Origin of the sequence: Microvirga sp. 17 mud 1-3, assembly GCF_003151255.1 — a bacterium.
GTDB lineage: Bacteria > Pseudomonadota > Alphaproteobacteria > Rhizobiales > Beijerinckiaceae > Microvirga.
Genome location: NZ_CP029481.1, coordinates 3,067,569 through 3,093,816, shown reverse-complemented (window position 1 = coordinate 3,093,816; position 26,248 = coordinate 3,067,569). Strand labels below are relative to the sequence as shown.

The window sequence follows — 26,248 nt, the reverse complement described above, 5'->3', positions numbered from 1 at the left end:
TACACCCTCTTCCGCCGCGCTAGGAGACCCGCTCTGCATGCCGGCGCACCGTCTCCGGCAGATCCTCCATCCGCTCCAGAATGAAGGGGGCCCCCGCGGCGCGCAGTTTCTCGGCGTGTTCGGGGCCGCAATGGCCGCCGCCCGTGAAGCCGATCACACGCATGCCGGCCGCGCAGGCGGCGCGGACACCGGCGGCGGAATCCTCGATCACCAGGCAGGTCTCGGGCGAGGCTCCCATCTGCGAGGCCGCATGGAGGAAGAGATCCGGAGCCGGCTTGCCGTGCCGGACCTCCGTGGCGCTGAAGACCTGCGTGAAGAGATCGGTCAAGCCCGTCACGCGCAGGGACAGGGCAATACGGTCAGGGGTGGACGACGAGGCGACGCAGCGCCGATAGGGGAGGGAGAGGATCGCGTCGCGCACGCCGGGGACCGGCTGCAACTCTTCCTCGAAGCGGGCGAACAGGGTTTGGTTGAGGCGTTCGCCGAAATCCTCGGGCAGGGACCGTCCGTGCTCCGCCTCGATCCGCGCGATCATGTCCTTGAGGCTGACGCCGACGAACTGGGTGAGGATCTCGTCGGTTGAATAGGGGAAGCCGAGCCCTGTGAGGATCTCGGCGTCGAGCCGGCAGGCGAGAACCTCCGAATCGACCAGGACGCCGTCGCAATCGAAAATCAGCAGCATGATGTTTCCCTTCAAACGAAAAAGGCCGCCCGGAGGCGGCCTTCCGATTTAGTTGTGCGGCAAAGCCTTACTGCAGCTTCGCGCGGACGTCGCTCAGGCTCTTCTCGACGAGCGAAGCGCCCACCGGGCCGGACAGCTCGTCGCGCAGGACGCGCTCGGAAGCCCGGACAGCGGCGTCGACGGCGGCGGCGCGGACTTCGGCGGAGGCCTGGGCCTCGGCCTGGGCGATCTTCGCCTCGGCGGAAGCCGTGCGGCGCTTCACGAAGTCGGCCATCTTCTCCTGGGCTTCCTGGGCAAGGCGCTCGGCCTCTTCCTTGGCGGTGGAGACGATGTCGGCAGCCTCACGCTCGGCGGCCGCGCGCTTGGCCTCGAACTCCCGGAGGAGCTTCTCGGCATCCTGGCGCAGGCGCTTGGCCTCGGCGAGCTCGTCTGCGATCCGCTTGCCGCGGGAATCGAGCGAGCTCATGAGTTTGGCCGGGACCCCGTAGTAGAACAGGATGCCCCAGAAGATGAAGAAGGCGACGGCGACCCAGAATTCAGCGCTGGACAGCATGTGGATCTCCTGATCAAGCCTTGGTTTGGTCGAGGGCGGCTTCCACCGCCTGCGGAGCCGGAGCCTTGCCGGTCAGGCGCTCGACGATGGCGCTGGCCGTCTCGGCGGCGATGCCGCGGACATTGGCCATGGCGTCGGACTTCTTCCGGGCGATGACCGCCTCGGATTCGGCGAGGCGCTGGCCGAGATCGGCCTCGAGGGCCTTACGCTTGGCGTCCGTCTCGGCCGAGACCTTCGAGCGGGCCTCCTGGGCGAGAGCCTGGGCGCGGGCCTTGGCTTCTGAGAGCGCCTTTTCGTAGGCAACTCCGGCTTCCTCGGCGCGGGTCTTCATGGCGGCCGCCTCGTCGAGGTCGCTCGCAATCGTCGTGCGGCGGTTCTCGATGATGCCCGACAGGCGCGGCAGAACCAGTTTGGAAAGCAGGACGTAAAGCGCGACGAAGGTGATCGTCAGCCAGATAATCTGGCCCGCATAGGTTTCCGTCTGGAAGGGCGGAAAGCCGATGTCTTCGTGAGCGCCGCCGTGCGCTTCCGTTGCAGCATGGGTCGTCTGGGCCTGAGCCATGGAGCTGATCCTGACAGGATATGGGTCATCCTAGAAACGATGAATGACGGCGGTGTCCCGCCGTCACCTTTGTCGAAGCGAAGCGCTCAGCGCTTCGCCCTCCCGATCACCGTGAAAATCTTAGGTGAACAGCAGGACGAGGGCGACGACGAGGCAGAAGATGCCAAGACCTTCCGCGAGCGCGGCGCCGATGAACGCGCGAGCGAACTGGCTGTCCGAGGCCGACGGGTTGCGCAGGGCGCCCGAGAGGAAGTTGCCGAAGATGTTGCCGACGCCCATAGCGGCGAGGCCCATGCCGATGCAGGCGAGGCCCGCGCCAAGGAACTTGAAAGCAACCGGATCCATCGTGATCTCCTTAAAGGGGTGTTTGACCGGGAGGGAGGGAACTAACGCAGCGCAGACCTAGTGGCCCGGGTGCAGCGCGTCGTTGAGGTAGATGCAGGTCAACACCGTGAAGACGTAGGCCTGCAGAGCGGCGACGAGGAACTCGAGCGCCATGAGAGCGACCGCCATGAGAAGCGGAAGCGGAGAGAGGATCGCCAGGGCTCCGCCGGCGCCGAGCAGCGCCACCACGAAGCCGGCGAAAACCTTCAGCGCGATATGTCCCGCGAGCATGTTCGCGAAGAGACGCAGGGACAGGGAGATCGGCCGGGACAGGAAGGAGATCAGTTCGATCACGACGATGAAGGGCAGAAGCCAAGCCGGCACGCCCGACGGCACGAAGAGACCGAGGAAGTGGGTGCCGTGCCGCATGAAGCCGTAGATCACCACGGTGCCCATGACGAGGAGCGCCAGCGAGAAGGTGACGATCACGTGGCTCGTGACCGTGAAGAAGCCCGGGATCATGCCGAGCATGTTCGCCGTGAACACGAACATGAACAGGGAGAAGACGAACGGGAAGAACTTCATTCCTTCTTCGCCGGCCGCATCTCTCAAGGTTCCGGCCACGAAATCGTGCAGCACCTCGGCGACAGACTGGGCGCGGCCGGGCACGACGGCGCGCTTGCGGGTGGCAAGCAGCAGGCCGCCGACGATGACCGCGACGGCGCCGACCATGAACAGCGACGAATTGGTGAAGTTGATGACAGGAATGATGGGCTTGATCTGGAATTGCTCAATCGGGCTTGCCATGATCCGCTCTTAAAACCGCTGTTGCCTGTCGCCGTATGGCCGGGGAATGGGATAGGTCACCGCTTGTCATCGTAACGGGCGCTTTTCAGCACTCCCGCTGCTCGTAGAAGATTGAGCATCCCGGCGCAGAAGCCGAGGATGATGCAAACGATGAGCCCCCAGGGAGAGACTCCGAACAGATGATCGACGAGCCACCCGACAATCCCGCCTGCCGCGACTCCTGAGACGAACTCCGCCGAAAGCCGAATGCCTTGGCTGAGCGCGCTCGAATCGGACTTCGAACGGGACGGCGATTCTGTAGTCCTGGTTCGCTGTGCGGTCGCTTGGTCGATCCGCGCATCGAGGGATTTCAGTCTCGCTGTCAGGTTAGCATCGTCGGAACTGGTCGGCTCCTGACCGTTTTCACCGTTCCGCTTCGTAGGGTCCGCCATGGCGTTCTCCTCTGTCAGCGGTGCGGGAAAGGTCTGGAATCCCGGCCCCGAAAGCCGCGCGAAACATATGGGGGAGGGTCCCCCCTGTCAAGGACCGTCGGGAAAGAGTTAAGTTATTGAAAAGTAATGAAAATAATTCTCTGAGCGACAGCTTGGCGCGGAATCGGTCACGATTCTGGGGCTGAATGATGACGGTGGGGCAAAACCCTTACACCGTCTCAAGGATGCGCTCGGCGCTCTGAAGATCGACCGAGACCAGCTGCGACACGCCCCGCTCGGCCATGGTGACGCCGAACAGGCGGTCCATGCGCGCCATGGTGATCGGGTTGTGGGTGATGACCACGAAGCGGGTCTCGGTGCTGCGGGCCATCTCTTCGAGCAGGTCGCAGTAGCGCTCCACATTGGCGTCGTCGAGCGGTGCGTCCACCTCGTCCAGAACGCAGATGGGCGACGGGTTGGTCAGGAAGACCGCGAAGATCAGGGCCGTGGCGGTGAGTGCCTGCTCGCCGCCGGAGAGCAGAGTCATGCTCTGCGGCTTCTTGCCCGGCGGGCGGGCCAGGATCTCCAGCCCCGCTTCCAGCGGATCGTCCGAATCGACCAGGGTCAGCTCCGCAGTGCCGCCGCCGAACAAAGTGCTGAAAAGGCGCTGGAAGTGGGCGTTCACCACGTCGAAGGCTGCGAGCAGGCGCTCGCGGCCCTCGCGGTTGAGGCTGCCGATGGCGCCGCGCAGGCGCTTGATCGCCTCGACGAGGTCGTCCCGCTCGGTCGCGATGGAGCCGTGCTTCGTCTCGAGCTCGTTCAGTTCCTCCTCGGCCCGCAGGTTCACGGCGCCGAGGCGCTCCCGGTCGTTCTTCAGGCTGTGGAGCTTTGCCTCGATCTCGCCTTGGCTCGGCAGCTCGATTCCGTCCTTGAGGCCGGCCAGCTCGATCAGCCCGGCCGGGGTGGTGTCGAGATTTTCGGCGATGGCGCGGGTGATCTCGGCGAGACGCTGGACTGCGGCCTCGTGCCGGGCCTGGGAGCCGGCGCGCGACTCACGGGCGGCCGAAAGGGCCTCCAGGGCCGCCCGGGCGGCCCGGTCCGTCTCGGCCAGATGGGTCTCGGCATCGGCCAGCCGGTCGGCCGCTTCCTTGCGGCGGGCCTCGGCCTCCTCAACCTCGGCCATCAGGGCGCGGCGGCGCAGCAGGTAGGTGTCGGGCGCGTCGAGCAGCCTCTGGTGCTCGTCCTGGGCACGCTCCAGGCGCTCACCCAAATCTTCGAGAGCCCTGGCGGCGCGGGCGGCGCGCTCCGTCCACAGGCGAATGTCGGCCGCGATGGCCTCCCGCCGCCTGCGCCGCATCTCGGCTTCGTGGACGAGGGATTGCAGGGCCGCCCGGGCCTCGGACGCGGCAGCCCGGCGCTCGGCCACCCGGGTGCGCTCCTCCAGGAGCCGATTCTCCAGATCGGGCGCCGGGGCCAGATCCTCTAGGGCGGATTGCGCATCGGCGACGCGCTCCTGCGCCTCGCTCTCGCTGTCGGACAGCCGGGCCAGAGCCTCCTGAAGGGCCGAGCGGCGCTGGCCGAGCTCCGCCTCGCGTCGCTCCGCCTGGGTCAGGCGGGTGCGGGCCGCATCGAGTGCCTGCCGCGCCTGACGGGCGGCTTCGATGGCCTGCATTTCGTGGGATGCAGCCGTGCGGACCGTGCCCAGGGCCTCCTCGGCCTCGTGACGCAGGCGCTCGGCTTCTTTCCGGGCCGCAGCGGCCTCCCGCTCCAGGTCGCCGAGGCGATTCTTCTCGGCCAGGCGGCGGGCAGCCGGGGAGGGCGCCTCCGCGGCGGTCGTGAAGCCGTCCCAGCGCCACAGATCGCCCTCCTGGGAAACCAGGCGCTGTCCGGGCTTCAGGAGGCCGCGCAGGCGAAGGCCGTCCTCCTTGGTGACCACGCCGATCTGGCGCAGGCGCCGCCGCAGGGGCGCGGGGGCTCGGCAGAGATCTGCCAGGGAGGTCACGCCTTCGGGCAGGACCGGGTCGCTCTCGCCCGGGCCGGTCTCCGCCCAATGGGCGGGCGCCGAAGGGTTGGTGGAGGCGTCGAGGTCGTCCCCGAGCGCTGCGCCGAGAGCCGTCTCGTAGCCCTTGTCCACGGTGATCTGGTCGAGGGCCGGCGGCCAGAGGTCCCCGGTCGCCGAGGTGACGAGCTTGGCGAGCGTGCGGGCCTCGGTCTCCAGGCGCTGGGCCTTGCGCTCGGCCTCGTTGAGGGGCTGGCGCAGGCGGTTCTCGCCCTCGCGGGCGGCTGCCAGCGCCTCGCGGGCGGCGATCACGGCTTCTTCGGCGTTCTCGGCCACTTCCTCGGCAAGGGCCATCTCCTCGCGCAGGATATCGGCCGAGGGGCCGTCCTCCGGAGGGGCCGCAAGGGCCGCGATATCCCGCTCGATCCGCTCCCGCTCGGCCGCGAAGCGGGCCGCCCGCTCCATCTCCTCGCGGATCGCGCGCTCCAGGGCGGCCCGGCGGGCATTGAGGTCTGAGGTCTGGGCCTGGAGGGCGCTCAGGGCGGCTTCGGCCTCGTTGAGCGCCGCCTCTGCGGCATGGAGGCGCTCCTCGCTCTCGACGCGGGTGTCGTCCGCGCCGTCGGTCGTCAGCGCGATCTCAGCCTCTTCCTCAGTGAGGCGCCCGATGGTCGCCTCCGCGTCGCTGCGCTGGGCCGCCTCGCGGGCGAGGTCCCGGTGCAGGTCGCCGATATGGCGCTCCAGCTCGGTCACGCGCTCCTTGGAGCGCCGCTCCTCCGATTCGAGCTCGTTGCGGGCATGGGTGAGGCGCTGGAGGGCCGCCGCGGCCTTGGCCTCCTCCTCCCGTAAGGGGGGAATCGCATGGGCGGCGATCGCCTGGGCGGTCGCGGCCTTGGTCTGCTCCTCGGTGCGGTCGGCCACCGCCTTCAGGTCGTCGGCCGCCTGCTGCTCGGAGGCGGCCGCCTGCTCGCGGGCCTCGGCGAAGCCGATGGCGTACATCAGGGCTTCGAGCCGGCGGATCTCGGACGAGAGGTTCTTGTAGCGCGCCGCCTGGCGGCCCTGGCGCTTGAGGCTGTCGACCTGGCTTTCCAGCTCGCGGATCACGTCCTCGACGCGCAGCAGGTTGTCCTCGGCGGCCTTGAGCCTGAGCTCCGCCTCGTGGCGGCGGGCATGGAGGCCCGCGATGCCGGCTGCGTCCTCAAGGATGCGGCGGCGGGACTGGGGCTTGGCCGAGATGATCTCGCTGATCTGCCCCTGGCGCACCAGGGCGGGCGAACGGGCGCCGGTCGCGGCATCCGCGAAGAGGATCTGCACGTCGCGGGCGCGCACCTCCTTGCCGTTGATCCGGTAGGTGGAGCCTTCCTCGCGCTCGATCTTGCGGGAGATCTCCAGGAGTTCGGCGTCGTTGAAGGCGGCCGGAGCGGTGCGTTCCGCATTGTCGATGGTGATCATCACCTCGGCCGAATTGCGGGCCGGGCGCCCGCCTGAGCCGGAGAAGATGACGTCGTCCATCCCGGTGGCGCGCATGTTCTTGTGGGAGTTTTCTCCCATAACCCAGCGCAAAGCCTCGACGAGGTTCGACTTGCCGCAGCCGTTCGGCCCGACGACGCCGGTGAGGCCCGGCTCGATCAGGAAATCGGTCGGCTCGACGAAGGTCTTGAATCCGGCAATGCGCAGGCGCGTCAGCTTCATCGACGCGCCCCCGCTCTCTCCCGGGAGGAGGGGTTATCCCAGTAGGGGCTTGATAATCTGCTCAAGCTCATCGATCGACATGCTTCCCGGGTGACGCTGACCATTGATGAAGAAAGTCGGCGTCGAGTCCACCTTGAACTGCGAGATCCCTCGGTTCTTCACCGCGTTTACCGCGTCATATAGTTTCTGGTCCCGCAAGCAAGCGTCGAATTTCTCCTGTGAAAAACCGGCCTGCTTCATGATCTGGCGCAGGGCGTCGAGGGGCTTGTCCACGAAGGCCCAGTTTTTCTGCTGCTCGAAGAGCAGGTCGGTGATCGGATAATACTTGTCGTTCCCGTCGCAGCGGGCGAGCATGAAGCCTGCCGTCGCCAGGGGATCGAGGGGGAACTCGCGCAGGACGAAGCGCACCTTGCCGGTGTCGATATAGCGCTTCTTGAACTCGGGCCAGGTATCGTTGTGGAAATGCGCGCAGTGGGAGCAGGTCAGCGAGGCGTATTCGATGATCGTGACCTTGGCGCCCTCCGGGCCGAGCGCAACGTCCCCGAGGGGCCCCTGAACGGCCAGGTCCTGGGCCGAAGCGTCCTGCGCAAAGGCCGGCAGGCTCGTGGTCACGAAGGCGGCCACGGCGGCCGTACCGAGAAGCTGAAGCGATTGACGCCGGGTGATCATCTGCAAAATGCTCCGTGAGAGACTTCATCCTGCGGTAGAGTGAGACGCGCCGCCTGGCAAGCGTCCGTTCCGTCACGCTTTCGTGCGCGTCCCGCCGCCCGAACCAACGATGGCCTGCCCCAATCGATCCAGGGCAGCGCGCAGAGTCTCGTCCTCGATGGGCTGGACGACCGCCGCGAGGCGCTCGCGGTCGGCCTCCGAGAGGGCACGGACGGCCGGGCGGGGCTTCTCGGCCCGCCGGACCGGACCCTGCTTGAGCACCAGCTTCCCGATGCAGCGCCAGCCGTAATAGGTGTTGACCCGGTCGATCACCACGGGGGCGAGGTGCTGCATCTCCAGCGCGAAGGCGCTCTCGACCCTGACCACGAGGGTAGCGGGGTCGGGCCGCGCCTCCGGGTCCGCATGGGGGCCTTTGCGCTTCCACTCGATCTTGAGGGGCTGGGTGAAGGCGGCCAGGCGCTCGCCGACGATGTCCGGCCAGGCGACGATCACGTCCGAGGTGGCGAAGCCCTGCGCCGCAAGGCTCGGGCCGAGGCACGAGTCGAGAAAATCGGCAAGGGGGCGAGGGCGGGGCCTGGGCCTCGGCTGGCGCATGTTGATTTCGATCCAAAAGCCGCGTTGGAATCTTCCGACAGGACCGGTATTCCACGACACATGTTAACGTCCGCCTTGCGCGTCACCAAGCCCGACCCCGCCGATCTGCTCGCCTGGTACGACCGTCACCGGCGCGACCTGCCATGGCGCGCGAAGCCCGGCGAAACCGCGGACCCTTACCGTGTCTGGCTGTCCGAGATCATGCTGCAGCAGACGACCGTGGCGGCCGTAAAACCTTTCTATCAGCGCTTTCTCGAACGCTTCCCCACCGTCACGGCCCTGGCGGAGGCACCCGTCGAGGCTGTGATGCAGGCCTGGGCAGGGCTCGGCTATTATTCCCGCGCCCGCAACCTCCATGCCTGCGCGAAAGCGGTTGTGGACAAGCATGGCGGGAGCTTTCCGGCGATCGAGGCCGAACTCCTGAAGCTCAAGGGCGTCGGCGCCTATACGGCGGCTGCGGTGGCGGCCATCGCGTTCGGAGAACCGGCCGCGGCGGTCGACGGCAATGTAGAGCGGGTGGTGTCCCGGCTCTTCGCAATCGAGGATCCGCTCCCCAAAGCCAAGCCTCAGATTCGGGCCCTGACCCAGGAGATGGTCCCGACGGACCGTCCGGGGGATTTCGCCCAGGCCCTCATGGATCTAGGCGCCACCATCTGCACGCCGAAACGGCCCGCCTGCGCCTTATGTCCATGGATGAAGCCCTGCCGGGCCCGGGCCGCTGGCCTGCAGGAGACCTTTCCGAGGAAGCAGAAGAAGGAGACCGGGCCCCTGCGCAAGGGCGCAGCCTTCGTGGTGCTGCGCGCCGACGACAGCGTGCTCCTGCGGACCCGCCCGCCCCAGGGGCTTCTCGGCGGCATGGCCGAGGCGCCCACGAGCGCCTGGGAAACCGATTACGAGCCCTCCCGCGCCGTGCTGGACGCCCCCATCGAGGCCCGCTGGCAGCGCCTCCCGGGCACGGTACGTCACGTCTTCACGCATTTCCCCCTCGAGCTGACCGTGCTCTTCGCCAAGGTCCCGAAAGGCACGCCCGCCCCGGACGACATGCGTTGGACGCCGCGCCGGGAGCTGCCCGGCGAGGCCTTGCCGGGCGTCATGAAGAAGGTGCTGGCCCATGCTCTGGGGGAGGCGGCACCCGTAAAAGGGACGCCGAAGGGGAAGCGCGCTCAGTCGGCCTGACGGGTTCCGGCGAGTGCGTCGCGCTCGCGCCGGAACAGGTCGACCAGAGCGGCCGAGACCCGGGCGACGCTCTCCCGGTCGCGGCCGCGCCGGTGGGTGACGAGGAAGATGTCCTCGACCATCTCGTCGGTCGGATCCGCCACGCGCACGAGTTCCGGCTCGGCGTCCCCCAGCCAGCAGGGCAGCACGGCTGCCCCCAGGCCCGCCTTCGTGGCCTGATAGCGAATCGGCACGTCCCCGATCCTCGCCGCAATGGGGCGGCCGTTTGCGTAGTGCGCGATGAAGGCGGCCTGCCGGGACAGGTTGGGATCTTCCGGTGGCACGATCACGGCGGCGACGTCCGGCGTGCGGGCATAGATCGCGAAGGCGATGCGGCCGATCTTGCGGACGATCAGGTCCTCCTCCTCGGGCATCCGCCGCAGCCGCAGGGCGATGTCCGCCTCCGCGGCCGCGAGATCCGCCTTCCGCCGCATGGGGATATAGGCGATCTCGGTCGGAGCCGTGGCGCTGGCGAGCCTTGCCGCATGGTGCGACAGGAACATGGTCACCGACATGGTCGCAGTCAGCCGCACCGGGGCCTCCGGGTCGGGCCGATAGGCAGCCGCGAGCTTGGGGACGGAGCGGGCAGCCTCCGCCATGGGGGAGGCCGCCTCCAGCACGGCACGCCCCGCATCTGTGAGGTTCAGGCTGTTGGGGCCGCGCTGGAACAGATCGACGCCGAGGCATTCCTCCAGGGTGCGCACGCGCCGCGCAATGGTCGGCTGGCTCTGGCCCAGCGCCCGTCCGGCGCCGTTCATCGATCCATGAGCCACCACAGCCAGAAAGATCTTGAGGTCGTCCCAGGACGGTTCCGCCTGGGCGTCCCGGGATGGGTCGAGAGAAGGAGAATCCATGAAACGAGATTAAAGCCGTTGGGTCGGTCGCGCATAGGGGCATGTCTCCGGCGGAGCGTTCGCGCCACCATCGTGCCTCCCGCGACCCGACACAGCCCGCCAGTCTCGTGGGAGCCGTCTTCATTCCTGGGGAGGTGAGGCTGGGCCTCGCGCATCACTCTAGGGCGCCGCAGCGGGGGCTCCTCGGTACAGATCTCGGGTGTTCTCGGGAAGCGCACCGCGGCTCTCCTCCCTTGTGGGGAGGGAAATCTGCCGTGCCACTCCGTCATTCCGGGATGGTCCGCAGGACCAGGCCCGGAACCCATAAACACCAACATTTCAGAACATGCGGCTACGGCAGTCGTTACATCCCATTCTGCACCGCCAGCGGTTATGGGTTCCGGGCTCGCCTACGGCGCCCCGGAATGACGGTGTACTCCCCGTCATGGCCGGGGCTGTCCCGGCTACCCACTCCTTTTCCACGGCGCGAAACAAAAATCCCCGGGACAAGCCCGGGGATGAATGTAAGGAAATGACGCAAGCAGTTCCTTACCAAGCCGGGATGATCGCGCCCTTGAAGCGGGTGTCGAGGAAGGCGGCGACTTCCGGGGACTGGTAGGAGGCCACGAAGGTCTTGATCTCGGGGCGGTTCTCCTCGCCCTGCCGGGCCGCGATGAAGTTGGCGTAAGGATTGCCCTCGCGCGCCTCGACGGCGATCGTGTCCTTGCGGATGTCGAGGCCTCCGTTGATGGCGTGGTCGGTGTTGATCACCGCCGCGTCGAGATCGGGCAGGGCGCGGGGAAGCTGCGCGGCATCGAGCTCGGAGAAGACGAGGCCCTTCGGGCTCTCGGCGATGTCGAGGAGGCTCGGCGACAGGCCCTTGCCGTCCTTCAGCTTGATGAGGCCCTGTGCGGCCAGGAGGTTGAGGGCGCGCCCGCCGTTGCTCGGATCGTTCGGAAGGCCGATCTTGGCGCCCTTCGGCAGGTCGGCCACGGCCTTGAGCTTCTTGGAATAGAGCCCGATCGGCTGGACGAACGTGAAGCCGACAGGCACGATCTTATAGCCGCGCGCCGCGATCTGGGCGTCGAGATAGGGCTTGTGCTGGAAGGCGTTGGCGTCGAGGTCGCCGCGGGCGAGCGCCTCGTTGACGAGGGCGTAATCGGAGAACGGCACGAGCTGCACGGTCAGCCCCTTGGTGGCCGCGACCTTCTTCACCACCTCGGCGACCTCCTCCTCGGCGCCGGACATGACCCCGACCTTGATGGTCTGGTCGGCGGCAGCGGCAGGCAGCGTCGTCGCAAGGGCCGTGCCGAGGACGAGGGTTGCAGAGAGAAGTGTGCGGCGGGTGATGTCGAACATGGGTTTCAACCTTTCAAGGCGCATTCGGTCGCCGGCCGTGAAGGGCCGGGCGGACATTGCGGTTCTGGAGGGGAGGGGATCAGGCCGTGAGGCGTCGCGGCCGGCAGGTCCCGGCGGGCATTCGGCCCGGCAGGAGAAGCGGCAGAGAATGAAGGCGCGTCATGGCACAGATCCCGTGAACCACGAGGCGGAGGTCGCTCCGTGGCGCTTTAGCGTTTGATGACGCGGCGCAAGCTGCTCGTCTCAAATCACCGCGGCTGACGGGCGGTCGGAACCGCCCATCAGCAAAGGAACCATGCGTCGGGTCGGACGCTATGTCAACCGAAATGTTCTTTTTATGAAACGCGTCGGATGGCGGATGCCGGTCAGTAGGCGCGGGCGATGCAGAAATCGACGGTTTCGAGGAGGGCCTGCTTCATCGGCCCGTTCGGGAAGAGCGCGAGGGCGTCGCGGGCCATGGCGCCGTAATGCCTGGCGCGCTCGATGGTGTCCTCAAGCGCCCGGTGGCGGCGCATGATCGCGATGGCCTGGTCGAGATCCGTATCGCCCGCCTCGCCCTGCTCCAGGGCACGCCGCCAGAAGGCGCGCTCCTCGTCCGAGCCGCGCCGGAAGGAAAGCACCACCGGCAGGGTGATCTTGCCCTCGCGGAAATCGTCGCCCACGTTCTTGCCGAGCGTTGCGGCCGTACCGCCGTAATCGAGAGCATCGTCCACGAGCTGGAACGCGATGCCGAGATTCATCCCGTATGAGCGGCAGGCGGCCTGCTCGGCCTTGGGACGGTTGGCGATCACCGGGCCGACCTCGCAGGCGGCCGCGAAGAGCTCCGCGGTCTTGCCCCGGATGACCGCGAGGTATTCGTCCTCCGTGGTCTCGGTGTTCTTGGCGGCGGCGAGCTGCATCACCTCGCCCTCGGCGATCACCGTGGCGGCGGCCGAGAGGATGTCGAGGGCGCGGAGCGAGCCGACCTCCACCATCATGCGGAAGGCCTGGCCGAGCAGGAAGTCGCCCACCAGGACGCTCGCCTCGTTGCCCCACTTGATACGGGCCGCGATCTTGCCCCGGCGCATGTCGCTCTCGTCCACCACGTCGTCGTGGAGGAGGGTGGCGGTGTGCATGAACTCGACGCTGGCCGCGAGCTTCACGTGCCCGTCGCCCTCGTAGCCCGAGAGGCCGGCGGTCGCGAGGGTCAGCATCGGGCGCAGGCGCTTGCCACCGGACGAGATGAGGTGGTTCGCCACCTCGGGGATCATGGTGACGTCGGAGCCGGTCCGCGACAGGATCATCGCATTGACCCGCTCCATGTCCGAGGACACAAGGGAGACGAGCTTCTCGATGCTCGCATTCCGCTCAGGATGCTTGTCTTCGAAGGGTACGACGACGCCCACGCTCTCAACCCGGGTTGCCGGCGCAGGACGCCGGAAGGAATATCTGGACACCGTGGCATGGCGGATCTCATGCAGCAATGCGGAGCTTGCCGCAGGAGGAGCCCGGCGCCGATGGTCGAAATCGTCAGAAGCAGCGATCTCGTTCTGATCGGCTTCCTACAATCCTTGTTGGAAAACGCCAATATCCCCGTTCTGGTCGCCGACATGCATATCAGCGCGCTGGAGGGCATGACCGGCGCCTTTCCGCGCCGCATCCTGGTTCCGGACGACCATGTCGCCCAGGCGAGGCGCCTCATCCGGGAAGCGGGGCTCGATGCCGAGCTGCGCCATGTCTGACGTCACGACCGATTCGCTCCTCGACGGGCGCGTCTCCCTGCTTCAGCCGCGAAAGGGTCACCGGGCAGGCACCGATGCGGTCCTGCTCGCGGCCGCGGCACCCGTCCGACCGGGCGACAGGGTGATCGACGTGGGGGCCGCCACGGGCGCCGTCGGCCTCATGGTGGCGGCCCGGGAGAAGGCCGCGGACCTCGTCTTCGTGGAGCGTGACCCTGATCTCGCGGAACTCTGCCGCCAGAATTGCCGGGAGAACGGCGTGGACGCGGCGGTGGCGGTGGCGGATGTGCTCGACCGCGCGGCGCGGCGGGCAGCAGGGCTCGCGGCCGAAAGCGCCGACCTCGTCCTCACTAATCCGCCCTTCCTGGAGGAGGGGCGCTCACGCCTGTCGCCAGATCCCGGCCGCTCGGCCGCCCATGCCCTCCCGGCCGGTGGGCTCGAGGCCTGGCTTGCCGCCTGCATGGCGCTCCTCCGGCCCGGGGGACGGCTCGTCCTCATCCATCGCGCCGACCGGCTCGGGGAATGCCTCGCGGCCGTGGCGGGACGGCTCGGCGATCTTGCGGTCCGGTTCGTCCATCCGACGGCTGACCGTCCGGCGATTCGCCTGCTTCTGTCGGGCACGAAGGGCAGCCGCGCCCCCCTAGCGGTCCTGCCGCCCCTTGTGCTGCACGGTCCGGAAGGGCGTTTCACGCCCCTGGCAGCCGGGATCCATCGGGGTGAGGCCGGATTGTCGTGACGCGGGGCGCATGAAAAAGGGCGCCTGAGGGCGCCCCATTTCGTTCGATTTGTGGAAGACCCGCTCAGCGGCAGATCCGAACCGGGCGGCTCACCCAGCGATAGCCGTTCCAGACCCGCTCGGGGCGCACCCAGCAGCGCACGGCCGGGCGATAGGGCCGGCCGTAATAGCCATAGCGGGGCGGCGGGGGACGGTGCCAGCGGCGATAATGACCGGGCGGAGGGCCGTAATACTGCACGGTCTCGACGAAGGGACGCTCCTGATACCCCGGATAGAAGGGCTGGGCCGAGGCAGGCTGGGCGGCAACAGCGCCGAAGCCTAAGGCGCTCATGCCAATGAGACCGAAAAGAAAGTGTCGCATCTGGATCTCCTTGCTCGGGCATAGCCTGGCCGATACACAGTATCGATCGGGCTGTTCTAGGTCCTATTCTTTAAAAGAACCTAACTGAACAGACGCCAAAGGTTTCCCTAAAGGAATGTTCATCTTGGCCAATCCGGTGCAGGGTCTCCAACAACATTTCGGCCGCACTACATGAACGTCATGGCTCAAGGTTCCCTGATCTCCCGTCTCCCCGAGCGCTTGCAATTTCTTGTCCCGGCCCGGTTCCGCGCCCGTCTGCCGGTCGTGCCGGTGGTGCGCCTGTCCGGCGCCATCGGGATGGCGATGCCGTTGCGGCCGGGGCTGTCCATCACCCAGCTTGCGCCGGTGCTGGAGCGGGCCTTCTCGCTCAAGGGCGCGAAGGCGGTTGCCCTCGTGGTGAATTCCCCCGGCGGCTCGCCCGCCCAGTCTCATCTGATTTTCCGGCGCATCCGGGCGCTTGCGGAGGAAAAGAAGCTGCCGGTCTTCGCCTTCGTGGAGGATGCGGCGGCATCGGGCGGCTACATGATCGCCTGCGCGGCCGACGAGATCTTCGCCGATCCCTCGTCGATCGTCGGCTCGATCGGCGTCGTGTCCGCCGGTTTCGGCTTCGACCGGCTCATCGAGCGCTTCGGGATCGAGCGGCGCGTCTACACGGCCGGCGAGAAGAAGGCCATGCTCGATCCCTTCCAGCCGGAGGATCCGCGGGACGTGGCCCGGCTCAAGGACCTGCAGCGGCACATTCACGAGGTCTTTGTCGGCCTCGTACGCTCCCGGCGCGGGGCCAAGCTCGACGAGACCGAGCCGGACCTGTTCTCCGGCGCCTTCTGGGTTGGGGAGCAGGCGGTGCGCCTCGGACTCGCCGACGGGGTCGGCGACATCCGCACGATCCTGCGCCAGCGCTATGGGGACGAGGTTCAGCTGCGGCTCATCGAGCCCCCGCGCCCGCCGCTCCTCGGCCGGCTCCTCGGCCGCCGCGCCCTGGGCGAGACGGGTCTCGTGGATCCATCCGCGATGCTCGGCGCCCTGGAGGAGCGGGCCGCCTGGGCCCGGCTGGGGCTGTAAGACGTTGTTTTGTCATGGTTGGCCATGGCAAGTGAGATGTGAGGTCGGGACGAAGCGCGACGGAATTCCCTCCCCCTTGTGGGGAGGGTTAGGGTGGGGGTGTGGGCGCTGAACTCAATCGAGCTTGGCGCTCACACCCCCACCTCCAGCTCCTCCCCACAAGGGGGAGGAGAGCTGCACAGCGCTTCCTGCGAATATTCGAGGTCCGTGGAGAGGAGAGCAGCGACGCGCTTCCCGCACTCCCCGATAGCTGCCCCGAACCCTTGACTTGCGCGGCCCTGCATCTCAAGGGTGCGGATCACACATCCTCAAGACCGGACGCCGACATGACGAGCGATGAAGCGCATATGAATCCTGCGCGGTCCTTCCAGGGTCTCATCCTGACGCTCCAGCGCTATTGGGCGGAGCAGGGCTGCGTCATCCTCCAGCCCTACGACATGGAGATGGGCGCCGGCACCTTCCATCCGGCCACGACCCTGCGGGCTTTGGGTCCCAAGCCCTGGCGCGCGGCCTATGTGCAGCCTTCCCGCCGCCCGAAGGATGGGCGCTACGGCGAGAACCCGAACCGGCTTCAGCATTATTATCAGTTCCAGGTGATCCTGAAGCCGAACCCGCCGGACATCCAGAACCTCTACGTGAAGTCCCTGGAGGCCATCGGCATCGACACCGCCGTGCACGACATCCGCTTCGTCGAGGACGATTGGGAGAGCCCGACCCTCGGCGCCTGGGGGCTGGGCTGGGAATGCTGGTGCGACGGCATGGAAGTGTCGCAGTTCACCTACTTCCAGCAGGTGGCCGGCTTCGAATGTGCCCCCGTGGCGGGCGAGCTCACTTATGGCCTTGAGCGCCTGGCCATGTATCTCCAGGGCGTCGAGTCGATCTACGACCTCAATTTCAACGGCCAGGAGGGCGACCGGAAGGTCACCTACGGGGACATTTTTCGGCAGGCCGAGCAGGAATATTCCCGGCACAATTTCGAATATGCCGACACCGAGATGCTGTTCCGCCATTTCCGCGACGCGGAGGCGGCCTGCCGCAAGTATCTGGAGGAGGGCGAGCCGAAGCCAGGCGCCAACGACCAGCGCCACCTCATGGCCCAGCCCGCCTACGACCAGGCCATCAAGGCGAGCCACATCTTCAACCTTCTCGATGCCCGGGGGGTGATCTCGGTCACCGAGCGCCAGAGCTACATCCTGCGCGTCCGCGAGCTCGCCAAGGCCTGCGGCGCCGCCTGGCTGAAGACGGAAGGCGGCGGCGTAACCGCCTTTTCACCCTCCCCTTGAGGGGGAAGTTCCGATGGGACGGAGCGCGATGCGAGGAGCGTAAGCGCGACGGTTTTCCCTCCCCCTTGTGGGGAGGGCTAGGGTGGGGGTGTAAGCGCTAAGTTGGATTCAGTCCTGCGCCGACACCCCCACCTCCAGCTCCTCCCCACAAGGGGGAGGAGAGCAGGGCAGCGCTTTCCCAGGAACACCCGAGATCCGTGGGAAGGAGAGCCGTGCAGTGCGTCCCGGGAGCTCACGGGCTCGAAGGCAAATGTGGCGCATTCGACCGGAATCGTTGCAAGGTTACGAACTGCTTCGGTACAAATGCTAGACTAACAATGCCGTCGACCCGTAAGCCAGGAACGTTGCGTGCCCGATCGCTTCGCCGGCGCATGACCGAAGCGGAGAAGCGCCTCTGGTGGCACCTCAAGCGCGTTCCGGTGGAATCCGGTCATTTCCGTCGTCAATCTCCCATCGGGCCCTATGTGGCCGATTTCGTCCATCATACGGCCAGACTGATCGTGGAGGTGGATGGCAGCCAGCATGGGTTCGACCAGGGCCTCCGGAGCGATGCGGTCCGCACGGAATGGCTCGCCGCAGAGGGCTACCGCGTCCTCCGGTTCTGGAATAACGAAGTGATGCTCCAGATCGATGTCGTACTCGACACGATCCATGCGGCTCTTTACACCGCATCCTCAAACGGCGCTGGCGCCGGCACCCCCACCCCCAGCCCCTCCCCACAAGGGGGAGGGGAGTGAGCGCGACGACTTCCATGCCCGATCTTCTCCTCGAACTCTTCTCCGAAGAAATTCCCGCCCGGATGCAGCGGCGTGCCGCTGAGGACCTGAAGAAGCTCGTGACGGATGCGCTCGTGGAGCGCGGTTTCGTCTACGAGGGGGCCCAGGCCTTCGCGACGCCGCGGCGGCTGGCGCTCAACATCGTCGGCCTGCCCGTGAAGGGCCAGGACGTGCGCGAGGAGCGCAAAGGGCCGCGCGTCGGCGCCCCGGAGGCGGCCGTCCAGGGCTTTCTCAAGAGCGCGGGGCTCTCCTCCCTCGATGAGGCGAAGATCGAGAAGGATCCCAAGAAGGGCGAGTTCTACGTGGCGCTGATCGAGCGTCCGGGCCGGGCCACCCAGGACGTGCTGGCGGAGATCCTTCCCCAGATCGTGAAAAGCTTCCCGTGGCCGAAATCGATGCGCTGGGGTGCTGCTTCCCGAGAGCCCGGCTCCTTGCGCTGGGTCAGGCCCCTGCAATCCATCGTCTGCACCTTCGGGCCCGAGACCGAGGATCCGGAGGTGGTGCGCTTCTCGGTGGATGGGGTCGAGGCCGGAAATGAGACCTACGGCCATCGCTTCATGGCGCCCGGCGCCATCAAGGTGCGCCGCTTCGACGATTATGCGCCTGCCCTCGAGCGCGCCAAGGTGGTGCTCGACGCTGACCGGCGCAAGGACATGATCCTGCACGATGCCCGCGACCTCGCCTTTGCGCAGGGGCTGGAGCTCGTCGAGGACGAGGGCCTCCTGGAGGAGGTGGCCGGGCTCGTGGAATGGCCCGTGGTGCTCATGGGCTCCTTCGACGAGGCCTTCCTCGACATTCCGCCGGAGGTGATCCGCGCCACGATCCGCGCCAACCAGAAATGCTTTGTGCTGCGTGACCCGCGCACCGACAAGCTCGCCAACAAGTTTCTTCTCACCTCGAACCTCGCGGCGACGGACGGCGGCGCGACCATCGTGGGCGGGAACGAGCGCGTGGTCCGCGCCCGTCTCTCGGACGCCAAGTTCTTCTGGGAAACCGACCAGAAGGTGAAGCTGGAGGACCGGCTCGAAAAGCTGAAATCCATCGTGTTCCACGAGAAGCTCGGCACGCAATACGAACGCGTGGAGCGCATCGCGGCGCTCGCGAAGGAACTCGCGCCCCTCGTCGACGCCAATCCGGCCGAGGCGGAGCGCGCAGCCCGTCTCGCCAAGGCCGACCTCGTCACCGAAATGGTCGGCGAATTCCCCGAGCTGCAGGGCCTCATGGGCCGTTATTACGCGGCGATCCAGGGCGAGCCCGTCAGCGTCGCGGCGGCTATCGAGGAGCACTACAAGCCCCTCGGCCCCTCCGACCGGGTGCCGACCGATCCGGTCTCGGTCGCGGTGGCACTCGCGGACAAGATCGACACCCTCGTGGGCTTCTGGGCCATCGACGAGAAGCCGACGGGCTCGAAGGACCCGTATGCGCTGCGGCGCGCGGCGTTGGGCGTTGTTCGCCTCATTCTGGAGAACGAGATTAGGCTTGACCTGCCGGCATTCTTGGCCGCGCAACACGGCAGACTTTCGTCCGCAATTTATCGAAGTAATTCTGAACTCGCCGCCCGTCCGCTTAAAGCTGCCCTATCAATCGTTCCTGATCCAAGATTGTCCGCGGAATTCACGAAGTTCATGGAGGGCTTCGAGAAAGGATTCCGGCAGAAAATGCTGGAAATGGCCCTACTTGATTTAGAGGATCTCCTATCCTTCTTCGCCGACCGCCTGAAGGTCTATCTGCGCGATCAGGGTGCGCGGCACGATCTCATCGATGCGGTGTTCGCGCTCGAAGGACAGGACGATCTGCTCATGATCGTGCGGCGCGTCGAGGCGCTCGGGCGCTTCCTCGACACGGAGGATGGTGCGAATCTTCTCGCGGGCTTCCGCCGCGCGGCGAACATTCTCCGCATCGAGGAAAAGAAGGACGGGCGCTCTTACGATGCGGCGCCGAATCAGCAGCTCGTTCACGAGCGCGGCCTGCCGGAAGAGAAGGTGCTGCTCGAAGTGCTGGAGGCGGCCTCCGCCCATGCGCGCGAACATGTGATGCGCGAGGATTTCGAGGGCGCCATGCGGGCGCTCGCAGCCCTGCGCCCGGCCGTGGATGCCTTCTTCGACAAAGTGACGGTGAATGCCGAGGATGCGGAGATGCGGGAGAACCGCCTGCGACTCTTGAACGCAATCCGCGAAGCGACTCGGACTGTTGCGGATTTTTCCCGTATCGAGGGGTGAGGGCGCATTCTGCCCTCGCTGTTGCAGCGAGGGCACAGCATTGCGGACAGCTTCGCGGTAGGCAGGCCGCAACTCAGTTTCTCTCGGTCCCATTGTGATGATTCTTCGTCGCCTTCTGCCGTGCGCTCTTCTGGGCGTGTCCCTTGCCGCGTGCCAAAGCGTTCAGACACCGCCCCAGGCTGCCGCCGAGGCGGATCCTTACGCGGGCTGGTATGTCGGCCTCGCGCCCGACAAGCCCTACGACATTCCGCTGGTTGATCGCAGCAGGATGGATGCGAAGTACGCCCGCCAGACGGTGGAGTACAAAGGCCCCGAGAAGCCGGGCAGCATCGTGGTCGATATCGACGAGCGCATGCTCTACCTGGTCCAGCCGGACAACAAGGCGATCCGCTACGGCGTCGGCGTCGGCAAGCAGGGCTTTTCCTGGAAGGGCGTCGCCTCGGTCGGCCGCAAGGGAGTCTGGCCCGCCTGGTCGCCCACCAAGACCATGGTCAGCATCAAGCCCGACCTGCCGCGCTACCGCGAGGCCGGTCTCGACAACCCGCTCGGCGCCCGCGCCCTCTACCTCTACCAGGGCGGCCGCGACATCCTGTTCCGCATCCACGGCACCAATGAGCCCTGGAGCATCGGCGAGCAGGTCTCGTCCGGCTGCGTACGCATGCTTAACGAGGACGTCGCGGATCTTTACGAGCGCGTTCCCGTCGGCGCCACAGTCTACGTGAAGCGCAACGGCCGCTACCGGGTCTGAGACATCGCGCATCGTGCATCGCGATCCGCCGGAGCCACCGCTCCGGCGGACTTTCTTTGCGCGGGTGCCTGATTCTTCGGAGAGGCACCTCCTTTCGCTAAATTCCACGCGAAAGGAGCGGCTCTTTCCTTAACCTGGCCGTTCAACAGTTCCCGGCCGGTCGCCGAGGAAACAAATCCCGGACAATGATGACATTCCGGGATGGAGCGCCGCGACCGCCTTTGCGTCTGATCCGGCACCGTCAGCGGCCAGGGGGTTCCATGCTCTGCGTGGCCCTTCAAATCGGACAGGCTTTCGGCAATCCGGAATGACGGTGTGTGTTTCACCTCTCCCCACCGGGGAGGGAACACGGCGCTTAGATGGTGAAGAAGTCGTGATAGGTCATTTTGAGGCCCTTCTTGAGGATGGCGAAGGCTACCGCCTTGTGGGCACCGTTGCCGTCGTCGTCGTAGTAGAGAGCGCCCTTCTTCTTGTCGTAGACGATGCGGTCGTCCTTGTCGTGGGCTTTGGCGCCGACATAGAACATCTTGCTCGACAGGGCGGCCGGCTTCTTGAGAGTGCCCTTGGAGCCGATCTTGAAGTACTTGTTCTCCAGGTAGATCGTATCGTCCTTGACGACGAAGTCGGTGATCTTGTCGGTGTTCTTCTTCGCCTTCGGATTGGTGTCGAACACGAAGATGTCCCGCCCCGTGCCGCCCGTGAGCACATCCGCGCCAAGGCGGCCCCACAGCCAGTCGGCACTGTTCCCGCCCGTTAGATGGTCGGCCTTCGACGTCCCATGGAGAGCGAGAGCCGCGGAGCCCGAAGGAGCCGACGGTGCAGGAGACGGTGCGGGAGACGGTGTGGGGGACGGTACAGGAGACGGTGCGGCATAGATCGGGGCCGCAAGGGACAGATCGCCGAATGTCAGGGTTTCGACATTCCTCAGCACATCCTTGCCGTCGCCTTCGGGGCGCGCGTCGGTGACCGTGACGGTCCCGTCCGCATTGGCCACGATGGTGTAGCTGTCTCGGGTGCCCGAAAACACGGCGGTGTCGGCCCCCGAGCCGCCATCCAGAACATCGTTTCCGGCTCCGCCCTCCAGGCGGTCCGTCCCCGCATCGCCCGAGAGGAGATCCGCGCCGCCTTTGCCGACCAGGATATTGTCGACGTCATTGCCCGTGAGGCGGTCGCCGGCCGACCCACCGACGAGGTTCTCGATTCCGGTCAGGACATCGTTGCCGGCTCCGGTATCCTGCACGGTCTCGAGCCGGAGATCCACCGTGACGATGACCGCACCATCATAGACGGCGGTATCGAGACCATCGCCCCCATCGAGGACGTCGTTGTCGGCACCGCCTTCCAGCGTATCGTTGCCTCCCGCGCCGCTCAGGCTGTCGGAGCCTGTCAGCCCCTTGAGCAAATTGCCGCCGTTACTGCCTGTGATCGTGTCGGCGGCCGCGCCGCCGATGACATTCTCGAAGTTCACGAAAGTATCGGTGCCCCAGAGGCTGGTCTGTGCCGTCGTGAGCCCGAGATCCACATGAACAGGTGCCGCGGCATCGACGGAAGATTCGTAGCTGAGCGTGTCGATGCCATCACCGGCATCGATGGAATCGCTGCCGAGTCCATCCCAGAAGACATCGTTCGCGGCTCCGCCGAGCGCCGTGTCGTTCCCCGTTCCCAGGATGATCTTGCCCGTGACCGTTCCCTGCCGGCTATCTACGAAGTCGTTGCCGGCGCGAAGATCGATATTGCCGATAACGGCACCGCGGTTGATGAACTCATTGTCGAAAGCGCTTCCTCGGAAGGCAAGAACGGTTCCGCCGAGCGTGCCGGTATTGGTGACGACGGTTGCGACACCCGCCGTGTCGGCCAGGATGATGCCGTGGCTGCCGGCCTGAATGAAGCCGCTGTTTGTGATGGTGTAATTGTTACCGATCGCAACGATCCCGTTGCCTGTAGTCACGATCGAGCCGCTGTTCTCGACGATCGTCTCGTGGCCATAGGCTTGAATGCCGGTTTTCGCCTCGATCGAGCCGTTATTCAGCACCACGCTGTTGCCGTCGCCCATGCTGATCCCGAACTGCATGGCGTCGATATGGCCATGGTTGATGACCGTTGCCTTCTTTTGAAGGGCGATGCCGTAGCCCGTCGTCGCCGTAATGGAGGCCTGGGCATAGACCACGATGTTGTAGGAGTCGCGTGTCGTCGACGGGTCGTAGATTCCGCCCCCGGCAGACAGGGACCCATACACGAAGATGCTGCCGCCTGCGCCTGCCGTGGCGTCGATTCCAAAACCGTCGTCCGGGCCGACGATGCCGATCCCAGGATTGACCGTAACGGAACTCTGGTCGGCCGTGAGAGTAACTGTCGAGGGAGGGGTGGTATCGATGATAATGGGTGAGGGCATGGGCGGTCCGCGAGTATCGGTTAAATGAAACATTATACTCAGATGAAATGAACTCCCCATTGCCAGAGGCCGTGGGCGAAACGGCCTTCGGCGAATGCCCCCAGCAGGAACCTTGGCCATTCAGGTTGCGTTTTGGTTCGGCATGCTTCAAGCCAGCACCTGCATGACGGCAGGTCATATGAGCCAAAGGGGCGGAAGATGACAAAGTGGGTCTATGCCTTCGGAGACGGCAAGGCTGAGGGCGAAGCCGGGATGAAGAACCTGCTCGGCGGCAAGGGCGCCAACCTCGCCGAGATGTCCAACCTGGGTCTCCCAGTCCCGCCCGGCTTCACCATCACGACCGAAGTCTGCACCTATTATTACGATCATGAGCGCTCCTACCCGCCGGAGCTGAAGGGCGAGGTCGAGAAGGCGCTCGCCTTCGTGGGCAGCCTCACGGGCCGCACCTTCGGGGATGCCGAGACCCCGCTCCTCGTCTCGGTGCGCTCCGGCGCCCGGGCCTCCATGCCCGGCATGATGGACACTGTGCTCAATCTCGGCCTCAACGACCTCACCGTGCAGGCCCTGGCGAAGGGCGCCGGCGACGAGCGTTTCGCCTACGATTCCTACCGCCGCTTCATCACCATGTATTCGAACGTGGTGCTGGGCCTCGAGCATCATTATTTCGAGGAAGCCCTCGACGAGTACAAGGACCGGCGCGGCTATACCCTCGACACGGACCTCTCGGCCGACGACTGGAAGGCGCTCATCCCGCGCTACAAGGCCATCGTCGAGAAGGAGCTGGGCCGTGCCTTCCCTCAGGACCCGGAGGAGCAGCTCTGGGGCGCCATCGGGGCGGTGTTCGGCTCCTGGATGAACAACCGCGCCATCAAGTATCGCGAGCTTCACGGCATCCCGGCGAGCTGGGGCACGGCCGTGAACGTGCAGGCCATGGTCTTCGGCAATATGGGCGAGACCTCGGCCACCGGCGTCGCCTTCACGCGCAACCCCTCCACGGGTGAGAGGGAGCTTTACGGTGAGTTCCTCATCAATGCGCAGGGCGAGGACGTGGTGGCGGGCATCCGCACCCCGCAGGATATCACCGAGAAGGCGCGTGTGGCGTCCGGCTCCGACAAGCCCTCCATGGAGAGGGCGATGCCGGAGGCCTACAACGAGTTGGTGCGCATCTACGGCATCCTGGAGAAGCACTACCGTGACATGCAGGACATGGAATTCACGGTCGAGAAGGGCAAGCTCTGGATGCTCCAGACCCGCAACGGCAAGCGCACCGCGAAGGCGGCCCTGCGCATCGCCGTGGAGCTCGCCTCCGAGGGGCTGATCACCCAGGAAGAGGCGATCACCCGGGTCGAGCCCGCGGCGCTCGACCAGCTTCTCCATCCCACCATCGATCCCAAGGCGGACCGCAAGGTTCTGGCCATGGGCCTGCCGGCCTCGCCGGGCGCGGCCTCCGGCGAGATCGTGTTCAATTCCGAGGATGCGGAAGCGGCCAAGAAGGCGGGGCGCAAGGTCATTCTCGTGCGGATCGAGACGTCGCCGGAGGACATCCACGGCATGCATGCGGCCGAGGGCATCCTCACGACCCGCGGCGGCATGACCTCCCACGCGGCCGTGGTGGCGCGCGGCATGGGCAAGCCCTGCGTGTCCGGCGCCGGATCCATCCGGGTCGACTACAATGCGCAGACCATGATCGTCGCCGGCCAGACCCTGAAGAAGGGCGACATCATCACCGTCGACGGCGGCAACGGGCAGGTGCTGCTGGGCCAGGTGAAGATGCTGCAGCCGGAGCTGTCGGGCGAATTCGCGACTCTCATGGGCTGGGCCGACAAGGTCCGCCGCATGAAGGTGCGCGCCAATGCCGAGACGCCCCTCGATGCGAAGACGGCGCGCAATTTCGGCGCGGAGGGAATCGGCCTCTGCCGCACGGAACACATGTTCTTCGAGGGCGACCGCATCGTCGCGGTCCGCGAGATGATTCTTGCGGACGACGAGGCGGGCCGCCGCGCGGCGCTGGCGAAGCTCCTGCCGATGCAGCGGGCCGATTTCGTCGAACTGTTCACGATCATGAGCGGGCTGCCCGTCACGATCCGCCTTCTCGATCCGCCGCTGCACGAGTTCCTGCCGCACACGGAAGCCGAGATGGAGGAAGTCGCGGAGGCGATGAACGCTCCGGTCGAGAAGCTGAAGCGCCGCGCCGTGGAGCTCAACGAGTTCAATCCAATGCTCGGCTTCCGGGGCTGCCGCCTGGCGGTCGCCTATCCGGAAATCGCCGAGATGCAGGCCCGCGCCATCCTGGAGGCGGCCGTCGAGGCGGGGCGTGCCACCGGCAAGCCCATCGTGCCCGAGATCATGGTGCCCCTCGTCATGACCAAGGCGGAGCTGGACTTGGTGAAGGCGCGCATCGTCGCCATGGCCGAGGCGGTCCACAAGGAGACGGGCGTCGCGGTGGAATATCAGGTCGGTACGATGATCGAGCTGCCGCGCGCGGCCCTGCGGGCCGGCGATATCGCCGGAGCGGCCGAGTTCTTCTCCTTCGGCACCAACGACCTCACCCAGACGGCGCTCGGCATCTCGCGCGACGATGCGGCTTCCTTCCTCGGGAGCTATACCCAGAAGGGCATTCTCGCGGCCGATCCTTTCGTCACCATCGACCAGGAGGGCGTGGGCGAGCTGATCCGCATCGCCGTGGAGCGCGGGCGCAAGGCACGCGAGGGCATCAAGCTCGGCATCTGCGGCGAGCACGGCGGCGATCCCGCATCCATCCACTTCTGCGAGAGCGTCGGACTCGACTACGTGTCCTGCTCTCCCTATCGTGTGCCGATCGCGCGGCTCGCGGCGGCGCAGGCCGCGCTCGGGGCTAACGCCGCCAGCCAGGCTTAAAGATAGGGACGAGAATGCTCCACAAGGGTTCGTGCCATTGCGGCAAGGTCACGTTCGAGGTCGAGACCGACCTCGAACAGGTCATGGAGTGCAACTGCTCCCATTGCAGCCGCAAGGGCTACCTGCTCAATTTCGTCCCGCGTGAAGCCCTGAAGGTCACACAGGGTGGGGACGAGCTGTCCACCTACACCTTCAACAAGCACGCCATCCAGCACCGCTTCTGCCCGACCTGCGGCTGCGCACCCTTCGCAGACGGCCAGAAACCCTCGTCGGGCGAGAAGATGGCGGCGATCAACGTGCGCTGCCTCGAGGGAATCGAACTGAGCACCCTGACGACGATCCCGGTCGACGGCCGCAGCTTCTGACCAATCCGGTGCGGT

Annotated in this window: 24 protein-coding genes; 10 read left to right on the top strand and 14 right to left on the bottom strand. The window is 66.3% G+C overall.

Annotated features, from left to right (window positions below; all coding sequences use genetic code 11):
* Window positions 1-19: 19 nt before the first annotated feature.
* The 9 genes from C4E04_RS14620 to C4E04_RS14580 form a co-directional block, all read right to left on the bottom strand.
* Window positions 20-682 (bottom strand): HAD family phosphatase, encoded by a 663-nt coding sequence (locus tag C4E04_RS14620; RefSeq protein ID WP_109598427.1) that lies wholly within the window; start codon window positions 680-682, stop codon window positions 20-22.
* 67 nt (window positions 683-749) lie between these two features.
* A complete protein-coding gene (locus C4E04_RS14615; protein ID WP_109598425.1) occupies window positions 750-1,235 on the bottom strand; it encodes an ATP F0F1 synthase subunit B in 486 nt (161 codons plus the stop codon).
* A 13-nt stretch (window positions 1,236-1,248) separates the two neighbouring features.
* Complete coding sequence (locus tag C4E04_RS14610; RefSeq protein ID WP_109598423.1) at window positions 1,249-1,797, bottom strand: F0F1 ATP synthase subunit B'; 549 nt, start codon at window positions 1,795-1,797, stop codon at window positions 1,249-1,251.
* A gap of 120 nt (window positions 1,798-1,917) precedes the next feature.
* A complete protein-coding gene (locus C4E04_RS14605) occupies window positions 1,918-2,142 on the bottom strand; it encodes a F0F1 ATP synthase subunit C (protein WP_109598421.1) in 225 nt (74 codons plus the stop codon).
* Between the two features lie 57 nt (window positions 2,143-2,199).
* On the bottom strand, window positions 2,200-2,928 hold the full coding sequence (locus tag C4E04_RS14600) for a F0F1 ATP synthase subunit A (RefSeq protein WP_109598419.1): 729 nt from the start codon (window positions 2,926-2,928) through the stop codon (window positions 2,200-2,202).
* 56 nt (window positions 2,929-2,984) lie between these two features.
* Window positions 2,985-3,359: an AtpZ/AtpI family protein gene (locus C4E04_RS14595; RefSeq protein WP_109598417.1), complete on the bottom strand. Its 375-nt coding sequence runs from the start codon at window positions 3,357-3,359 to the stop codon at window positions 2,985-2,987.
* Between the two features lie 208 nt (window positions 3,360-3,567).
* Window positions 3,568-7,026: a chromosome segregation SMC family protein gene (locus C4E04_RS14590; RefSeq protein ID WP_109598416.1), complete on the bottom strand. Its 3,459-nt coding sequence runs from the start codon at window positions 7,024-7,026 to the stop codon at window positions 3,568-3,570.
* A 33-nt stretch (window positions 7,027-7,059) separates the two neighbouring features.
* A complete protein-coding gene (locus C4E04_RS14585) occupies window positions 7,060-7,695 on the bottom strand; it encodes a DsbA family protein (protein ID WP_109598414.1) in 636 nt (211 codons plus the stop codon).
* Window positions 7,696-7,767: 72 nt separating this feature from the next.
* A complete protein-coding gene (locus C4E04_RS14580; RefSeq protein WP_109598412.1) occupies window positions 7,768-8,289 on the bottom strand; it encodes a DUF721 domain-containing protein in 522 nt (173 codons plus the stop codon).
* A 60-nt stretch (window positions 8,290-8,349) separates the two neighbouring features.
* Between C4E04_RS14580 and mutY the strand changes: the two genes are divergently transcribed.
* On the top strand, window positions 8,350-9,465 hold the full coding sequence (gene mutY, locus C4E04_RS14575) for an A/G-specific adenine glycosylase (RefSeq protein WP_109598410.1): 1,116 nt from the start codon (window positions 8,350-8,352) through the stop codon (window positions 9,463-9,465).
* On the opposite strand, the gene C4E04_RS14570 is transcribed toward mutY, so the two are convergent.
* The 3 genes from C4E04_RS14570 to C4E04_RS14560 all read right to left on the bottom strand — a co-directional run bounded on the left by C4E04_RS14570 (window position 9,453) and on the right by C4E04_RS14560 (window position 13,081).
* On the bottom strand, window positions 9,453-10,358 hold the full coding sequence (locus C4E04_RS14570; protein ID WP_109598408.1) for a LysR family transcriptional regulator: 906 nt from the start codon (window positions 10,356-10,358) through the stop codon (window positions 9,453-9,455). The genes mutY and C4E04_RS14570 overlap by 13 nt on opposite strands.
* Window positions 10,359-10,886: 528 nt before the next feature.
* The gene (locus C4E04_RS14565) at window positions 10,887-11,696 is read right to left on the bottom strand and encodes a MetQ/NlpA family ABC transporter substrate-binding protein (RefSeq protein ID WP_109598406.1); all 810 of its coding nucleotides are present in this window, start codon (window positions 11,694-11,696) and stop codon (window positions 10,887-10,889) included.
* A 365-nt stretch (window positions 11,697-12,061) separates the two neighbouring features.
* On the bottom strand, window positions 12,062-13,081 hold the full coding sequence (locus C4E04_RS14560) for a polyprenyl synthetase family protein (protein WP_109601160.1): 1,020 nt from the start codon (window positions 13,079-13,081) through the stop codon (window positions 12,062-12,064).
* A gap of 111 nt (window positions 13,082-13,192) precedes the next feature.
* Between C4E04_RS14560 and C4E04_RS14555 the strand changes: the two genes are divergently transcribed.
* Window positions 13,193-13,417 carry a DUF2007 domain-containing protein gene (locus C4E04_RS14555; protein ID WP_109598404.1) on the top strand — a complete coding sequence of 75 codons (225 nt, stop codon included), beginning with the start codon at window positions 13,193-13,195 and terminating at the stop codon, window positions 13,415-13,417.
* Entirely contained in the window at window positions 13,410-14,150 is a 741-nt protein-coding gene (locus tag C4E04_RS14550; protein WP_109598402.1) for a tRNA1(Val) (adenine(37)-N6)-methyltransferase, read from the top strand. The genes C4E04_RS14555 and C4E04_RS14550 overlap by 8 nt, the downstream gene beginning before the upstream one ends.
* 64 nt (window positions 14,151-14,214) lie before the next feature.
* Here the strand turns inward: C4E04_RS14550 and C4E04_RS14545 are convergent, their stop codons facing one another.
* Window positions 14,215-14,511 (bottom strand): hypothetical protein, encoded by a 297-nt coding sequence (locus C4E04_RS14545; RefSeq protein ID WP_109598400.1) that lies wholly within the window; start codon window positions 14,509-14,511, stop codon window positions 14,215-14,217.
* A gap of 180 nt (window positions 14,512-14,691) precedes the next feature.
* Between C4E04_RS14545 and C4E04_RS14540 the strand changes: the two genes are divergently transcribed.
* The 5 genes from C4E04_RS14540 to C4E04_RS14520 all read left to right on the top strand — a co-directional run bounded on the left by C4E04_RS14540 (window position 14,692) and on the right by C4E04_RS14520 (window position 20,599).
* Window positions 14,692-15,573, top strand: a complete 882-nt coding sequence (locus C4E04_RS14540) for a S49 family peptidase (RefSeq protein WP_109601158.1) — start codon at window positions 14,692-14,694, stop codon at window positions 15,571-15,573.
* 326 nt (window positions 15,574-15,899) lie between these two features.
* Window positions 15,900-16,856, top strand: a complete 957-nt coding sequence (locus C4E04_RS14535) for a glycine--tRNA ligase subunit alpha (RefSeq protein ID WP_109598397.1) — start codon at window positions 15,900-15,902, stop codon at window positions 16,854-16,856.
* A gap of 344 nt (window positions 16,857-17,200) precedes the next feature.
* Entirely contained in the window at window positions 17,201-17,593 is a 393-nt protein-coding gene (locus tag C4E04_RS14530; protein WP_245416112.1) for an endonuclease domain-containing protein, read from the top strand.
* A 14-nt stretch (window positions 17,594-17,607) separates the two neighbouring features.
* Window positions 17,608-19,851, top strand: a complete 2,244-nt coding sequence (gene glyS / locus C4E04_RS14525) for a glycine--tRNA ligase subunit beta (RefSeq protein ID WP_109598393.1) — start codon at window positions 17,608-17,610, stop codon at window positions 19,849-19,851.
* A 97-nt stretch (window positions 19,852-19,948) separates the two neighbouring features.
* Window positions 19,949-20,599, top strand: a complete 651-nt coding sequence (locus C4E04_RS14520) for a L,D-transpeptidase (protein WP_109598391.1) — start codon at window positions 19,949-19,951, stop codon at window positions 20,597-20,599.
* 355 nt (window positions 20,600-20,954) lie between these two features.
* Here C4E04_RS14520 and C4E04_RS14515 read toward each other — a convergent pair whose 3' ends face one another.
* On the bottom strand, window positions 20,955-22,991 hold the full coding sequence (locus tag C4E04_RS14515) for a calcium-binding protein (protein WP_162559411.1): 2,037 nt from the start codon (window positions 22,989-22,991) through the stop codon (window positions 20,955-20,957).
* A gap of 198 nt (window positions 22,992-23,189) precedes the next feature.
* On the opposite strand from C4E04_RS14515, the gene ppdK reads away from it, so the two are divergent.
* Both ppdK and C4E04_RS14505 read left to right on the top strand, forming a co-directional pair.
* A complete protein-coding gene (gene ppdK, locus C4E04_RS14510) occupies window positions 23,190-25,868 on the top strand; it encodes a pyruvate, phosphate dikinase (RefSeq protein ID WP_109598387.1) in 2,679 nt (892 codons plus the stop codon).
* A 14-nt stretch (window positions 25,869-25,882) separates the two neighbouring features.
* Window positions 25,883-26,233 carry a GFA family protein gene (locus C4E04_RS14505; RefSeq protein ID WP_109598385.1) on the top strand — a complete coding sequence of 117 codons (351 nt, stop codon included), beginning with the start codon at window positions 25,883-25,885 and terminating at the stop codon, window positions 26,231-26,233.
* Window positions 26,234-26,248 lie beyond the last annotated feature (15 nt).

Excerpts from the sequence above, each read along its gene's own strand:
- C4E04_RS14620 (WP_109598427.1), bottom strand. The coding sequence starts at position 682 with ATGCTGCTGATTTTCGATTGCGACGGCGTCCTGGTCGATTCGGAGGTT.
- C4E04_RS14615 (WP_109598425.1), bottom strand. The coding sequence starts at position 1,235 with ATGCTGTCCAGCGCTGAATTCTGGGTCGCCGTCGCCTTCTTCATCTTC.
- C4E04_RS14610 (WP_109598423.1), bottom strand. The coding sequence starts at position 1,797 with ATGGCTCAGGCCCAGACGACCCATGCTGCAACGGAAGCGCACGGCGGC.
- C4E04_RS14605 (WP_109598421.1), bottom strand. The coding sequence starts at position 2,142 with ATGGATCCGGTTGCTTTCAAGTTCCTTGGCGCGGGCCTCGCCTGCATC.
- C4E04_RS14600 (WP_109598419.1), bottom strand. The coding sequence starts at position 2,928 with ATGGCAAGCCCGATTGAGCAATTCCAGATCAAGCCCATCATTCCTGTC.
- C4E04_RS14595 (WP_109598417.1), bottom strand. The coding sequence starts at position 3,359 with ATGGCGGACCCTACGAAGCGGAACGGTGAAAACGGTCAGGAGCCGACC.
- C4E04_RS14590 (WP_109598416.1), bottom strand. The coding sequence starts at position 7,026 with ATGAAGCTGACGCGCCTGCGCATTGCCGGATTCAAGACCTTCGTCGAG.
- C4E04_RS14585 (WP_109598414.1), bottom strand. The coding sequence starts at position 7,695 with ATGATCACCCGGCGTCAATCGCTTCAGCTTCTCGGTACGGCCGCCGTG.
- C4E04_RS14580 (WP_109598412.1), bottom strand. The coding sequence starts at position 8,289 with ATGCGCCAGCCGAGGCCCAGGCCCCGCCCTCGCCCCCTTGCCGATTTT.
- mutY (WP_109598410.1), top strand. The coding sequence starts at position 8,350 with ATGTTAACGTCCGCCTTGCGCGTCACCAAGCCCGACCCCGCCGATCTG.
- C4E04_RS14570 (WP_109598408.1), bottom strand. The coding sequence starts at position 10,358 with ATGGATTCTCCTTCTCTCGACCCATCCCGGGACGCCCAGGCGGAACCG.
- C4E04_RS14565 (WP_109598406.1), bottom strand. The coding sequence starts at position 11,696 with ATGTTCGACATCACCCGCCGCACACTTCTCTCTGCAACCCTCGTCCTC.
- C4E04_RS14555 (WP_109598404.1), top strand. The coding sequence starts at position 13,193 with ATGGTCGAAATCGTCAGAAGCAGCGATCTCGTTCTGATCGGCTTCCTA.
- C4E04_RS14550 (WP_109598402.1), top strand. The coding sequence starts at position 13,410 with ATGTCTGACGTCACGACCGATTCGCTCCTCGACGGGCGCGTCTCCCTG.
- C4E04_RS14545 (WP_109598400.1), bottom strand. The coding sequence starts at position 14,511 with ATGCGACACTTTCTTTTCGGTCTCATTGGCATGAGCGCCTTAGGCTTC.
- C4E04_RS14540 (WP_109601158.1), top strand. The coding sequence starts at position 14,692 with ATGGCTCAAGGTTCCCTGATCTCCCGTCTCCCCGAGCGCTTGCAATTT.
- C4E04_RS14535 (WP_109598397.1), top strand. The coding sequence starts at position 15,900 with ATGACGAGCGATGAAGCGCATATGAATCCTGCGCGGTCCTTCCAGGGT.
- glyS (WP_109598393.1), top strand. The coding sequence starts at position 17,608 with ATGCCCGATCTTCTCCTCGAACTCTTCTCCGAAGAAATTCCCGCCCGG.
- C4E04_RS14520 (WP_109598391.1), top strand. The coding sequence starts at position 19,949 with ATGATTCTTCGTCGCCTTCTGCCGTGCGCTCTTCTGGGCGTGTCCCTT.
- C4E04_RS14515 (WP_162559411.1), bottom strand. The coding sequence starts at position 22,991 with ATGCCCTCACCCATTATCATCGATACCACCCCTCCCTCGACAGTTACT.
- ppdK (WP_109598387.1), top strand. The coding sequence starts at position 23,190 with ATGACAAAGTGGGTCTATGCCTTCGGAGACGGCAAGGCTGAGGGCGAA.
- C4E04_RS14505 (WP_109598385.1), top strand. The coding sequence starts at position 25,883 with ATGCTCCACAAGGGTTCGTGCCATTGCGGCAAGGTCACGTTCGAGGTC.